This is a genomic window from Paracoccus actinidiae (assembly GCF_030863885.1).
GTDB lineage: Bacteria > Pseudomonadota > Alphaproteobacteria > Rhodobacterales > Rhodobacteraceae > Paracoccus > Paracoccus everestensis.
In genome coordinates this window covers 695,559-708,846 of record NZ_CP132956.1, presented here as the reverse complement: position 1 = coordinate 708,846, position 13,288 = coordinate 695,559, and the positions used below count along the sequence as shown (strand labels likewise).

Annotated in this window: 15 protein-coding genes; 7 read left to right on the top strand and 8 right to left on the bottom strand. The window is 64.2% G+C overall.

Features of this window, described 5'->3' with window-relative positions; genetic code table 11:
* Window positions 1–60 precede the first annotated feature (60 nt).
* Complete coding sequence (locus tag Q5701_RS03570) at window positions 61–984, bottom strand: aminotransferase class I/II-fold pyridoxal phosphate-dependent enzyme (protein WP_306753785.1); 924 nt, start codon at window positions 982–984, stop codon at window positions 61–63.
* A 205-nt stretch (window positions 985–1,189) separates the two neighbouring features.
* Here Q5701_RS03570 and Q5701_RS03565 point away from each other — a divergent pair, with 205 nt between their 5' ends.
* From Q5701_RS03565 to Q5701_RS03535, 7 genes are all read left to right on the top strand, one after another.
* Window positions 1,190–1,693: a type III secretion system chaperone family protein gene (locus Q5701_RS03565; RefSeq protein ID WP_306753784.1), complete on the top strand. Its 504-nt coding sequence runs from the start codon at window positions 1,190–1,192 to the stop codon at window positions 1,691–1,693.
* Between the two features lie 37 nt (window positions 1,694–1,730).
* The gene (gene proC, locus Q5701_RS03560; RefSeq protein ID WP_306753783.1) at window positions 1,731–2,543 is read left to right on the top strand and encodes a pyrroline-5-carboxylate reductase; all 813 of its coding nucleotides are present in this window, start codon (window positions 1,731–1,733) and stop codon (window positions 2,541–2,543) included.
* Window positions 2,540–2,872, top strand: coding sequence for a tRNA-binding protein (locus tag Q5701_RS03555; RefSeq protein ID WP_306753782.1), 333 nt, complete (start codon window positions 2,540–2,542; stop codon window positions 2,870–2,872). Before proC ends, Q5701_RS03555 begins: the two co-directional genes overlap by 4 nt.
* Window positions 2,872–3,819, top strand: a complete 948-nt coding sequence (locus Q5701_RS03550; protein ID WP_306753781.1) for a 2-hydroxyacid dehydrogenase — start codon at window positions 2,872–2,874, stop codon at window positions 3,817–3,819. The genes Q5701_RS03555 and Q5701_RS03550 overlap by 1 nt, the downstream gene beginning before the upstream one ends.
* A 69-nt stretch (window positions 3,820–3,888) precedes the next feature.
* The gene (locus tag Q5701_RS03545) at window positions 3,889–4,092 is read left to right on the top strand and encodes a CsbD family protein (RefSeq protein ID WP_306753779.1); all 204 of its coding nucleotides are present in this window, start codon (window positions 3,889–3,891) and stop codon (window positions 4,090–4,092) included.
* Between the two features lie 103 nt (window positions 4,093–4,195).
* Window positions 4,196–5,158, top strand: coding sequence for a magnesium transporter CorA family protein (locus Q5701_RS03540; protein ID WP_306753778.1), 963 nt, complete (start codon window positions 4,196–4,198; stop codon window positions 5,156–5,158).
* 114 nt (window positions 5,159–5,272) lie between these two features.
* Entirely contained in the window at window positions 5,273–6,406 is a 1,134-nt protein-coding gene (locus Q5701_RS03535; RefSeq protein ID WP_306753775.1) for a DUF475 domain-containing protein, read from the top strand.
* 80 nt (window positions 6,407–6,486) lie between these two features.
* Here the strand turns inward: Q5701_RS03535 and Q5701_RS03530 are convergent, their stop codons facing one another.
* The 7 genes from Q5701_RS03530 to Q5701_RS03500 form a co-directional block, all read right to left on the bottom strand.
* Window positions 6,487–6,768, bottom strand: coding sequence for a protealysin inhibitor emfourin (locus tag Q5701_RS03530; protein WP_234853550.1), 282 nt, complete (start codon window positions 6,766–6,768; stop codon window positions 6,487–6,489).
* A 35-nt stretch (window positions 6,769–6,803) separates the two neighbouring features.
* A complete protein-coding gene (locus Q5701_RS03525; protein WP_306753774.1) occupies window positions 6,804–7,904 on the bottom strand; it encodes a M4 family metallopeptidase in 1,101 nt (366 codons plus the stop codon).
* Window positions 7,905–7,971: 67 nt separating this feature from the next.
* Window positions 7,972–8,976, bottom strand: coding sequence for a sn-glycerol-3-phosphate ABC transporter ATP-binding protein UgpC (gene ugpC, locus Q5701_RS03520; protein WP_306753773.1), 1,005 nt, complete (start codon window positions 8,974–8,976; stop codon window positions 7,972–7,974).
* A gap of 4 nt (window positions 8,977–8,980) precedes the next feature.
* Window positions 8,981–9,829, bottom strand: coding sequence for a sn-glycerol-3-phosphate ABC transporter permease UgpE (gene ugpE / locus Q5701_RS03515; RefSeq protein ID WP_234853547.1), 849 nt, complete (start codon window positions 9,827–9,829; stop codon window positions 8,981–8,983).
* On the bottom strand, window positions 9,829–10,707 hold the full coding sequence (gene ugpA / locus Q5701_RS03510; RefSeq protein ID WP_234853546.1) for a sn-glycerol-3-phosphate ABC transporter permease UgpA: 879 nt from the start codon (window positions 10,705–10,707) through the stop codon (window positions 9,829–9,831). Before ugpA ends, ugpE begins: the two co-directional genes overlap by 1 nt.
* A 60-nt stretch (window positions 10,708–10,767) precedes the next feature.
* Window positions 10,768–12,081 (bottom strand): sn-glycerol-3-phosphate ABC transporter substrate-binding protein UgpB, encoded by a 1,314-nt coding sequence (gene ugpB / locus Q5701_RS03505; RefSeq protein ID WP_306753772.1) that lies wholly within the window; start codon window positions 12,079–12,081, stop codon window positions 10,768–10,770.
* Window positions 12,082–12,248: 167 nt separating this feature from the next.
* A complete protein-coding gene (locus Q5701_RS03500; protein WP_306753770.1) occupies window positions 12,249–13,232 on the bottom strand; it encodes a DUF808 domain-containing protein in 984 nt (327 codons plus the stop codon).
* Between the last annotated feature and the right edge of the window lie 56 nt (window positions 13,233–13,288).

Below are 13,288 nucleotides of genomic sequence, written 5' to 3'. Positions count from 1 at the left end.
GCTGCTGGCGCCCAGCTTACACAATGTGAATGGCGGCGCGAGGGATCCTGGGGCTTGTGCTTAAATTTCGCGCAAGGCTTCCGACAGGCGGTCCCATTCCGCGTGCCGGACTGGAATGGCCAGCCGCAGCAGGCGGTCCGACCTAGGGAACCGGCACGCCCGGATATGGGCGCGGGCCAGCCGGTCCTGCGCCGCCGCCGCGTCGCCCGTGTCATACAGCCGGAACAGATGCGTGCCCCCGGCCATCCGCCAGCCCGCCCGAACGGCGATGCGATCCAGGCGCAAGACGGCCTCGGACAGGTAAACCACTGTGGCATCGGCCCAGGCCCGGTCGGCCATAGCCTGTGCGCCAAGCGCCATGGCCTGGGGGTCGGCCCGGGGCGCGCCCGACAGCCGACCCAGCAGGGCAGGGTCCGCCAGCACGAAGCCAAGCCCCGCAAGACCCCAGAACGGGTGAAGGCTGCGCAGCAGGGTGACATTTGCGGGCAGGTCGGGCGCCAGGGACAGGTCCGGGCGCGGATCGGCAAGACGCTCGTCCACGACCAGATGGCCCACTTGCCGGGCCAGCCGCCTCAGCGCGTCAGGAGGGGATTCCCGGCCATCGGGGTTGTTCGGATTGACCACCAGGGCCAGGGCGGAGCCCGCCATCTTGCCAAGCGCATCGGCCTGTGTGACCTGCCAGCCCGCCGCCCGCAGGCAGGTTGCAGGGCAGGTATCGCCGGGCGCAAGAACCGCCGCCCGCCCGGGTGGCAGGCGCAGGATCGCAGCCAAGGCATCCTCGACCGGCAGAACCTGCGCGGGATCGCATCCGAACCAGTCCGCCGCGACCAAGGTCAGCCGTTCCGCCGCATCCGTTGCGGATGTCCGCTGCGCAGGATTGTCCGCGCCCCATGGACGGCGGTTGATCGTGGCGGACAGGTCGATCCAGTCCCCTGGGCCGGATCCCGCCGCCCTGTCGATGTCGTCTGAAGGATCCCCGCGCATGGTCCGACCGTATCATCTGGAAAAACAAGGCTTAACGGCTAAGGGAACCGCCAGGCCGCCGCAACCGTTACAGCATATTTCGCTTTACAGCGGACAAAATCGCGACCACGATATCTTGCAGGACATTCGGGCCACCATCCCGCTTGTTGTGGCACGACCAAGGGCTAAGCGGCGGCAGAATCGCTTCCCGACTGAGGATGCAGGAATGGCACAAACGGATCCGATGATCCCGACGGATGAGATTCACCCGATCGACATCGTCGAGGTGGTCGCAGCCCACCATCACTGGGATTTCGACCGTCTGGCCGACGACCAGATCGTCATGGCGGTAGATGGCCAGTGGCGCAGCTATTCCCTGACCCTTGCATGGTCGGCACGCGAGGAAGTGTTGCGGCTGATCTGCACCTTTGACCTGGACCCGCCGGCGGACAAGCTGCCGTTGATCTATGAAACGCTGAACCTGGCCAATGACCAGGTTTGGGATGGGGGCTTTACCTTCTGGTCCAAGCAGCGGCTGATGGTCTGGCGTTATGGCCTGGTGCTGGGCGGCGATGCCGTCACATCCGCCGAACAGGTGGACCAGATGATCGGCAATGCGCTGATGGGCTGCGAACGGTTCTATCCATCCTTCCAACTGGTTGCCTGGGGCAACAGCACCCCCGCCGCCGCACTGGACATCGCCTTGGGCGAGGCCTACGGACGGGCCTGACGGGGCGCATGGCCCCTTTGTTCGGACGGGAGGCCGGATGGGCGATTTCGACAACATCAACAAGCGCGGGCTGGTTCTGGTCGGCTGCGGCCGGATGGGCGGCGCGATGCTGCGCGGCTGGCTGGCGCGGGGGCTGCAACCCGGTGCCGTGACGGTGATCGACCCGCGCCTGGCGCCCGAATGGCAGGACAAGGGATTGCGCGTGAACGCCGCGCTGCCCGCTGACCCCGCCGTGCTGGTCCTGGCCGTCAAGCCGCAGATGATGGCGGATGCGTTGGGCCGCGTGCCGGTGCTGTCCGATACGCTGGTGCTGTCCGTCGCGGCAGGCACCACCATCGCCACCTTCGAGGCGGCCTTTCCCGGCGCGCCCATCGTCCGCGTCATGCCGAACACCCCCGCAGCCATCGGGCAGGGCATATCCGCCATGATCGGCAATGCCCGGGCAACGTCCCGCGATCTGGACCTGACGCAGACCCTGATGGCCGCGGTGGGGCGCGTCGTGCGGCTGGACAGCGAAGATCAGATGGACGCCGTGACCGGGCTGTCGGGCAGCGGCCCGGCCTATGTCTTTCACCTGATCGAGGCGATGGCAAAGGCGGGCGAGGCGCAGGGGCTGCCCCCCGCCCTGTCGCTGGAACTGGCCCGCATGACCGTTGCCGGGGCCGGTGCCCTGGCGATCGACGCCGACGAGGATCCGGCGATCTTGCGTGAAAACGTCACCTCTCCGGGCGGGACCACGGCCGCCGGGCTGAAGATCCTGATGGATCCCGAAACCGGCCTGCCGCCGCTGATGGCGCGGACCATTGCCGCCGCCACTGAACGCGGGCGTGAACTGGGGCGGGCGCAATGACCATCAGCTTCGACGATTTCCTCAAGGTCGATATCCGCGTGGCGACCATCACCCGCGCCGAACCCTTCCCCGAGGCGCGAAAGCCCGCGATCAAGCTGTGGCTGGATCTGGGGGAACTGGGGGAACGCAAATCCTCGGCCCAGATCACGCGGCATTACGAACCGGACCGGCTGGTCGGCAAGCAGGTCTTGTGCGTGGTGAATTTTCCGCCCCGCCAGATCGGCCCCGTCCGGTCCGAGGTTCTTGTCCTGGGCGTTCCCGACCCGGACGGAGAGGTCGTTCTGATCCGTCCCGACTTGGATGTCCCGAATGGAGGAAGGCTTTACTGATGCGTCTGCTTGTCACAAGACCCATGACCGACCGTGCCACCCAGGCAATCCGCAATCGCTTCGACGCGACCTTCCGCGACAACACGCCCTTGTCCGAACCCGAGGCCGCGCAGGCGTTGCGCGACTTTGACGCGATCATCCCGACGCTGGGGGATGCCTTCAAGGCCGCCGCCTTTGCCAATCAGCCGCGTTGCCGGATTCTTGCGAATTTCGGGGCGGGCTTCAACCATATCGACGTGAAGGCCGCGACGGATGCCGGGATCGTCGTGACGAACACCCCCGACGTGGTGACGGACGCCACCGCCGACATCGCGGTGATGCTGATGCTGATGACCCTGCGCCGCGCGACCGAGGGAGAGCGGATCCTGCGCGCGGGCCAGTGGACCGGCTGGAACCCCACGCAACTGCTGGGCGGGCATCTGAGCGGGCGGACGGTGGGCATCGTCGGCATGGGACGGATCGGCCAGGCCATTGCGCGGCGTTGCCACCACGGGTTCGGGATGCAGGTGCTGTTCTTCAACAGATCCCCCCTGACCGGCCTGGACGTTCCGGCGCGGCAAATCCCGGACCTGGACGCGATGCTGGACCAGGCCGATGTCGCCGTCCTGGCGGTGCCGGGCGGGGCGGGGACGCGCCACCTGATCGGCGCGCGCCAGCTGGCGGCGCTTGGCCCGCAAGGCTATCTGGTCAACATCGCGCGCGGGGATGTGGTGGACGAGGCCGCCCTGATCGAGGCGCTGAATGGCGCTATCATTGCAGGCGCGGGCCTGGACGTTTACGAACGCGAACCGCTGGTGCCACAGGCGCTGCTGGACGCCCCGAACGCCACGCTGCTGCCGCATCTGGGCACGGCCACGGACGACACCCGAACCGCCATGGCCTTGCGCGCGCTGGACAATCTGATCGCCTTTTCCGAAGGGGCCGTGCCTTGCGACCGGGTGAACTGAACGGGCCGACAGGAACCCCTGCGGCTGCCAAATGTTCATTGACCGGTAGCAGCTTCAAGGAGGCATGGCATGAACTGGGACATCATCCAGGGGAAATGGAAACAGGTCAAAGGCTCGGTCAAGGAAAAATGGGGCGACCTGACCGATGACGATCTGGACCGGATCGACGGCAGCAAGGACCAGCTGACCGGCAAGTTGCAGGAAAAATACGGCTGGACCAAGGACGAGGCCGAACGCAACATCGACGATCATTTCCGCGATCGCACGATCTGACGCGACCGCGCGCCGGACGGGAAAGGGTGCCTTGCCGGCACCCTTTTTCTTTGCCGGCAGGCAGGCTACCAAGGCCCTGTTTTCCAGAACCGGGAACGCCGCCATGATGTATTCCTATGTCATCCGCCAGGGGCGCATCCTGCGGCAGGACAAGGGCGCCGCGCTGTCCGACGCCATCTGGATCGACCTGATCGCCCCGGGAAAGGATGAAATGGCCCTGCTGCGCGAGTTGGGCGTGGATGTCCCGACCCTGGCCGACATGGAGGAAATCGAGATCTCGAACCGGCTGTATCGGGAAGCGGGGATGGACTATATGACCGCCGTGCTGCCGGGCGAACGGGGCGACGGCAACCGCGTGACGATGCCCGTCAGCTTTATTTTGTCGCCCGGGCGGCTGGTGACGGTGCGCCACCATTCGCCCCGGCCCTTCCTGACCTTTCCCGAACGCGGCGAACGATCCACCCTTGGCTGCGGCACCGCGCACCGCCTGTTCATCGGCTTGATCGAGGAGATCGTCGCCCGGCTGGCCGATATCCTGGAAGGCTCTGGCCGATTGCTGGACGACACCACGATCTCCATCTTTGAAACCCGGACCGTGCGCGGACAGGGCGACCGGCTGCAAGCCGCGCTGCGCCAGGTGGGCCGCGAGGCCGAGGCCATGGCCCGCGTCCGCCTGTCGCTGCTGACCATCGAACGGATGCTGGCATTCTATATCGCCACGGTCGGTGAACAGCCGGAATCCGGCCGTCTGCGCCCGGTGGTCAAGGGTCAGTTGCGCGATGTCCAGGCCTTGGAGGTTCATGCGGATTTCCTGGGATCGCGCGTCAGCCTGGCGGTGGACACCACGCTGGGCATGATCAACCTGGAACAGAACAACACCGTGCGCATCCTGTCGGTGGTGGCGGCCCTGTTCCTGCCCCCCACGCTGATCGCCAGCATCTATGGCATGAACTTCGACGTGATGCCCGAATTGCACAAGCCCTGGGGCTATCCCATGGCGCTGGCGCTGATGGCCGGGACGGCGGCAGCCACCTGGCTGGTGCTGCGGTGGAAGCGCTGGCTATAGGGTCCAGGTGACGCGCAGGGCAAGGCGGGACCATGCAAACACCCTTGCCGGGCTGGTGCCAGCCGCCTAATGCTCGGACCGTTCACATAGGGAGAAGACTCCATGCGCTCATCCATGTCCTATTTGCGCTGGCCGCTGATCGTCACCGTTGTGGGCATCGCCCTGGCGGCATGGCTTGGCTATCGATTTACCGGCAGCATGACTGGCGCCGTGTCCTTTTTCATGATTGCGGTCGTGCTGGCGATCCTGGAAATCTCGCTGTCCTTCGACAATGCCATCGTCAATGCCAACAAGCTGAAGGAAATGACGCCGCAATGGCAGCGCCGTTTCCTGACCTGGGGGATCCTTATCGCGGTCTTCGGAATGCGGATCGTGTTCCCGTTGCTGATCGTGGTGATCGCCGCACAGATCGGACCCTGGGCCGCGCTGCAACTGGCCGCCACCGATCCCGAGGAATATTCCAGCCTGATCGGCGAGGCGCATTTGCCCATCGCGGCCTTTGGCGGCTCCTTCCTGATGCTGGTCGCGCTGACCTTCTTCTTCGACCAGTCCAAGGAAGTGGACTGGATCGGCAAGGTCGAGCGCGCCTTGCGGCGTGCCGGATCGGTGCGCGGGATGGAGGTGGGCTTTGTCCTGGTGATCATCCTGCTGTTCGTCTGGCTGCTGCCGGTGCGGGACGAACAGGTCTTCATGTTCAGCGCCATGTGGGGCATCGTCACCTTTCTGGCGGTGGATGCGCTTGGCCATGTGCTGGACCGCTGGGGCAAGGCGCAGGACGCCGCGAAGGGTGCGGCGCAAGTGGGCCTGGGCGGGTTCCTGTATCTGGAAGTGCTGGACGCGTCCTTCAGCTTTGACGGCGTGATCGGGGCCTTCGCCCTGACCCAGAACCTGTTCCTGATCGCCATCGGCCTGGGCATCGGCGCCATGTATGTCCGGTCCATGACCGTGATGCTGGTCGAAAAGGGCACGCTGGCGGAATTCCGGTATCTGGAACACGGCGCCTTCTGGTCGATCCTGATCTTGTCGATCATCATGTTCGGCCAGACCATGTGGCACCTGCCCGAGGTCGTGTATCTGGAACACGGCGCCTTCTGGTCGATCCTGATCTTGTCGATCATCATGTTCGGCCAGACCATGTGGCACCTGCCCGAGGTCGTGACCGGCCTTTTGGGCGCGATCTTCATCGGCGCGGCCTTTGTGAACTCGATCATGTGGAACCGTCGCCACAAGCGCGAGGCGCATCATTAAGTAAAGCCGGGGGCTTCGCGCCCCCGGACCCCCGCGGGATATTTGAGTGAAGAAGAAAGGCGCGGTTCCGTCCGCGTTTTTTACATCTGGTCGATCAAATCCAGCATATCCGGGGGGATCTGCTGTTCTTGCAGGGTGAAGCTGCGGGTCTGGCGATCCTCGGTCACCGTGATGCGATAGGTCATCCGGTCCGCCCCGTCGCCGCAGGGCTGGCGGGCCAGGCGGGCCAGTTCGTCAGGCTCGAATGCGTCGCACAGATCCTGGCGCATCTGTTCGGACTGGTTTTCCACGTCGATGGTCTTGCGCAACTGCGCGGCGGTGATGCCGCCAAAGCCGCCCTGCGCCGCAATTTCGATGATCATGGCAAGGATCCCCCGCTAATGGGGGGAATCTAAGCCTAGATTGCGATTCCGACAAGTTTCCACGCACGGCGCAGCATCACCGTCTCGATGCTGCCGCGCCCGGCCAGTTCGATGGCCGCGTCCATTGTCTGGTCGGCCCAGTCCGAAAAGCTGGCCATGGGGTTGTTCAATGCCTGCAGCGCGCGATACCAGACCTGGCCCGGCAACTCCCATGCCCGTCCGCCCAGATAGGCGCAGAACAGGTAGAAGGCGTGGTTGGGGATCCCTGAATTGATATGCACCCCGCCATTGTCGTCAGTGGTCGTGACGAAATGATCCATGTGCCAGGGCTGGGGATCCTGGCCCAAGAGATCGTCGGAATAGGCTGTTCCCGGCGCCTTCATGCTGCGCAGCGCGGTGCCGTTGATGCCGGGGCCAAGGATGCCGCGCCCCAGCAGCCAGTCGGCCTGATGCACCTCTTGTCCTAGGGCGCGTTGCAGCGCAAGAGAGCCGAACACGTCCGCGATGCTTTCGTTCAGCGCGCCCGACTGGTTTTCATAGATCAGCCCGCCCGAATGCTGGATCACGCCATGCGCCATTTCATGGCCTATCACCGACAGTTCCAGAAAGGTGCGGAATACCTTGCCGTCGCCGGTGCCATAGGCCATCTGCTCTCCGCTCCAGAAGGCGTTGTTGTAATCGCGGCGGTGATGGACCGTGGCGATCAGGGGCATTCCCTGCCCATCCAGGGAGTTGCGGCCGTATTCCTCGGCAAACAGGGAAAAGACCTGGCCCGCGGCGTCATAGGCAGTGTCGGCATCGGGGATGCCGGTGGGGTCGTCGCCTTCGGACCGGACCAGCGGACCCGGCAGGGCGGCGCGGAACTGCCCGTCATGGATGCGCCGGTCGGGGCAGCACAGCCCCCTGGCCGGGCTGACCGCCGTGGTGGCGAAAGCGCCGCTGACCGGCTGGGCTTGCGGCAGGCCCGCGCGTGTCAGTTCGGCACGTTCGTCGCGCAGTTTTTCAGTCTGCTTCAACAGCGTCCGCGCCATTTCAGCCGTCTTGGCATCACCGCGCAGCGCCAGCACCCGCAGCATATAGGGCGGCACGATGCAGGGGGTCGAAGGATGATGCAAACCGTTCAGCGAAAAGCACATGAGGCGAATCCCGTTCTGGAAACTCACCTTATACTAGCACGGGAACATCAGGAACAAAACAAGAACATCAGTCGATGCGCCGCCCATCGGTTTGGAACAAATGCAACGATCCGGGGCGATAGGCCAGCCGCAGGCTGTCGGACAGATCCGCGTTGGACGGCATCGTCACCGTCAGCCGTTCGCCCCCGGTCTGGCCGTGGACCAGGCGTTGCGCGCCCAGTTCCTCGACCGCCAGAACCTCCATGTCGATGGGACCGTCGGGGGCAACAACCAGATCCTCGGGGCGGATGCCGATGGTTCCGGCATGGGCGATGCCGGGCAGATGGGGCACGGCGCGGCTGCTGATCAGGTTCATCGCGGGACTGCCGATGAAGCCCGCGACAAAGGTGGATGCGGGCTTGCGGTAAACCTCGAGCGGGGTGCCGATCTGTTCGATCCGGCCTGCGTTCAGCACCACCAGCCGGTCGGCCAGCGTCATCGCTTCCAGCTGGTCATGGGTGACATAGATCGAGGTCGTGCGCAGACGGCGCTGCAACTCCTTGATTTCCAGCCGCATGGTCACGCGCAGCTTGGCGTCCAGGTTCGACAACGGTTCGTCGAACAGGAAGGCCGCCGGTTCGCGGACGATGGCGCGGCCCATGGCGACGCGCTGACGCTGGCCGCCCGACAGGGCGCGGGGCTTGCGGTCCAGGAAGGGACCGATCTGCAGGATTTCGGCCGCCTGGGCCACGCGGCGTTCGATTTCCGCCTTGGGGGTGCGGCGGTTCTTCAGCCCATAGGCCAAGTTCTGGCGCACCGACATATGCGGATAAAGCGCATAGTTCTGGAACACCATGGCGATGTCGCGGTCGGCAGGCTCGATGTCGTTGACCACCCGGTCGCCGATGCGGACCGTGCCCTCGCTGATGCTTTCCAGCCCCGCAACCATCCGCAGCAACGTGGATTTGCCGCAACCGGACGGTCCGACCAGCACAATGAATTCGCCATCCGCGATGTCGATGCTGACATCGCCCACGGCGCGGGTGCCGCCGGCATAGATCTTGCCGACGGTGTCGAGGATTATGGATGCCATTGTCTTATTTCTCCGTCTCGACAAGACCTTTGACGAACAGGCGCTGCATCCCGATCACCACGGCGACCGGGGGCAGCATCGCCAGCATGGCGGTCGCCATCACCAGATGCCATTGCGGCAGCCCGTCCACCGCGTCGGCCATGCGCTTGATGCCCGCGACGATGGTGTAATAATCGCTGCTGGTGGTGATCAGCAGCGGCCACAGATATTGGTTCCAGCCATAGATGAACAGGATCACGAACAGCGCCGCGATATTGGTCCGCGACAAGGGCAGCAGGATGTCGCGGAAGAATTTCATCGGGCCTGCGCCGTCGATGCGCGCGGCCTCGGTCAGTTCGTCGGGGATAGTCAGGAAGACCTGCCGGAACAGAAAGGTCGCGGTGGCCGATGCGATCAGCGGGATCGACAGGCCCGCATAGCTGTTCAGCATTCCCAGATCGGCCACGACCTGGAAGGTGGGCACGATCCGAACCTCGACCGGCAGCATCAGGGTGATGAAGATGCACCAGAAGGCCAGGTTTCGAAAGGGAAAGCGGAAATACACGATGGCAAAGGCCGAGGTGATGGAAATCGCGATCTTGCCGCAGGCGATCATCAGGGCCATGACCAGGCTGTTGAACATCATCGTGCCCACCGGGGGCGTGCCGCTGGTGGATACGCCCGCGCCCAGCATCTGGCTGTAGTTCTCGATCAGATGGGGGCCGGGCCAGACGGGGATCGTGCCCGACATGAAGTCGGTCGCGGTATGGGTGGATGCGACAAAGGCCACCCAGACGGGCAGGGCGACGATCGCCACGCCCGCCATCAGGGTCAAATGCGCCAGAAGGTTCAGGCCAGGGCGGTTCTCGATCATCAATAGGCCACCTTCTTTTCGACATAGCGGAACTGGACCACCGTCAGCGCGATCACGATCAGCATCAGGATTACCGATTGCGCGGCGGACGACCCCATGTTCTGTCCCACGAAGCCGTCGAAATAGACCTTGTAGACCAGGATATTGGTGGCCTGCGCAGGCCCGCCCTCGGTCGTGGCGTCGATCACGCCAAAGGTGTCGAACATGGCATAGACGATGTTGACGACCAGAAGGAAAAAGGTCGTGGGCGACAGCAGCGGCACCGTGATGTCGAAGAATCGCCGCACCGGCCCCGCGCCGTCGATGGCGGCAGCCTCGCGCAGGCTGGCCGGAATGGATTGCAGGCCCGCCACGAAGAACAGGAAGTTATAGCTGATCTGCTTCCAGGCGCTTGCGATCACCACCAGGGTCATGGCGTCGGTTTTCGAACTGATGTGGTTCCAGTCGTAACCCACGACCTCCAGCACATAGGGCATGACGCCGATGGTCGGGTTGAAGATGAACCACCACAGGATGCCCGCCACCGCCGGGGCCACCGCATAGGGCCAGACCAGCAGCGTGGTATAGATGCTGGTCGACCGGATCATCCGGTCCACGGCCACTGCCAGCAGCAGTGCGAAACCCATCGACAGCACCGTGACCAGCACGGCAAAGACCGCCGTCACCTGCAACGAGTTGAGGTATTCCGGGCTGTTCCACAGCGCCTTGAAATTCGTCAGGCCCACGAAGGTGGTGTTGATGCCGAATGCGTCCTGGCGCAGAAAGCTTTGCCGGACGGCTTGGGCTGCGGGCCACAGGAAGAACACAAAGGTGATCGCCAGTTGCGGGGCCAGCAGCAGCCAGGGCAGCAACTGGTTTCGAAATAAGGTGCGCTTCATCCAGCCTGCCTTGTGGAATGGGAATGGGGCCGCGCGGGTGGCGCGGCCCCAAGGCCATGGTTACTGGTTCTGGGCTTCGAATTCCGTGATCAGCGCGTTGCCGCGTTCGACCACGGCGTCAAGCGCGCCCTGGGCGTCCTTGGACCCCGACAGAAGCTGCTCGAACTCCTCGTCGATGATGCCGCGGATCTGGACATAGTTGCCGAAACGCAGCCCTTTGGAATTCTCGGTCGGCTCGTTCAGCGTGATCTGCTTGATGCCGGTGTCCGCGCCGGGGTTTTCCGAATAGAAGCTGGACATCTGGTCCATCGCAGCCTGCGTGATCGGCAGATAGCCCGAGAAGGACGCCCAGTCCGCCTGGACCTCGGGGGTGGACAGGTATTCGAAGAACTTCGCCACGCCGGCATATTCCGCATCCGGGCGGCCTGACAGCACCCACAGGGACGCACCCCCGATGATGGAGTTCTGCGGCGCGCCCTCAACATCGTCGTAATAGGGCAGCATCCCATAGCCGACCTCGAAGTCCTTGGCATTGGCGATCACGCCCGCCCGGCTGGCCGAGCTTGCCATGTACATCGCGCAGTCCTGGGAATAGAACATCGGCGCCGCATTGTCGCCGCCCACCGGGCCGCCGTATTTGAAGATCCCTTCATCGGACAGGCGCTTGAGGTTTTCCCAATGCTTGACCTGGACCGGCCCGTTCAATGTCAGGCGCGCGGCCGTGCCGCCGAAGCCGTTCCCTTCGGTTCCGATCGGCTGGTTGTGCCAGGCCGACAGGTTTTCGGTCTGGATCCAGCTGATCCACTGGGTCGTGAAGCCGCAGGTGGCCGCGTCCGATTCCATGATCTTCTTGCTGAAATCCTCCAGCTCGGCCCAGGTTTTCGGCGGCGTGTCGGGATCAAGGCCCGCTTTTTCAAACACGGTCTTGTTGTAATACACGATCGGGGTCGAACTGTTGAAGGGCAGCGACAGCATATTGCCGTTGGTGTCGGTGTAATAGCCGACCACGGAAGGCAGATAGGCCGCGGGATCGAAGGCCACGTCGTTATCCGCCATCAACTGGTGGACCGGGACAATGGCGCCCTCGGCGGCCATCATCGTGCCGGTGCCGACTTCGAACACCTGGACGATGGCAGGCTGCTGCTGCGCACGGAACGCGGCGATCGCCGCCGTCATCGTTTCGGGATAGGTACCCTTATAGGACGGCACGACCGTGTATTCGTCCTGCGCGTCGTTGAAGCCCTTGGTGATTTCTTCCAGCTTGGCGCCCAACTCGCCACCCATGGCGTGCCACCACTGGATTTCGGTCTGCGCATTCGCCGCCGACAGCGACGCGATCAGCGCCACGGTGGACGCTGTGAAAATTCTGCTCATGATTTCCTCCCCTTATGGAGTTGCGGTTCGCGGACCGGGCCTAACGGGCCATGGTGACGCGAACGCAACAACCGTATGACAGAAGGGTGACATCCTTTGACCATCCGGTCAACAACGCGAAACCGCCACCCGCGCCCCCATAATTCATGCCGTTGCGTCGGTTGCGGTCACGCCCCGCGCAGCCGCGCCATCAGCGGCGCGACCGTTGCCTGCAACAGCGGATTGATAACGTGGTGGGCGATGGGGATCAGGATCAGGCCCAGGATCAACCCGAAGATGCCGTCAAAGAATGCCGTGACAGCCCAGGCGACAACGCCGGGCGCCTGGGGAACGGCATGGGACGCCGCCTCGGCCTGGTGGTGGATCCAGTCATAGGGACCGGCCCAGCCCAGTTCGGCGAAACCGTGCAGCACGATCTGGCCGCCCACCCAGATCATCGCGGCGGTGCCCACGACCGTCAGCACCTTCATGAAGCCGGGCATGACCTTGACGATGCCGCGCCCGATGGCCGAGGACAGGCCGTTCCGACGCGTCGCCATATGCACGCCCACGTCGTCGGCCTTCACGATCAGCGCGACAAAGCCGTAAACCGCGACCGTAATGCCCACGGCGACCACAACCAGGATCAGTGCCTTCATCCACAGCGTGTCGTCGCCCGGAATGGTGGACAGGGCCAGGACCATGATCTCGGCCGACAGGATGAAGTCGGTCTTGATTGCGCCCGCCACGCGCTGTTCTTCCAACGCGGCGCCCTCGGTGTTGGGATGGGTGTGTTCCGCACTGTCATGGGTGTTGCCATAGCCAAGCGCATGGGCAACCTTTTCGGCGCCTTCATAGCACAGGTAAGCCCCGCCCAGCATCAGCAGGGGCGATATCGCCCAGGGCGCAAAGGCCGACAACAGCAGCGCGACGGGCAGCAGGATCACCAGCTTGTTGAACAGCGACCCGCGCGCGATCTTCCAGACGATGGGAAGCTCTCGGCTGGCGTCGAAGCCGTGGACGTATTTCGGCGTCACCGCGGCATCGTCGATGACCGCGCCCGCAGCCTTGGCGCCAGCCTTGACCGCCTGGCCCGCCACGTCGTCGATGGACGCCGCCGCGACCTTTGAGATGGCCGCCACATCGTCCAGAAGTGCCAGAAGTCCGCTCATCCATCCCTCATACGCTGCATCCGGCGCGATCCTTGGCGTGGAACGCACCGAATGCA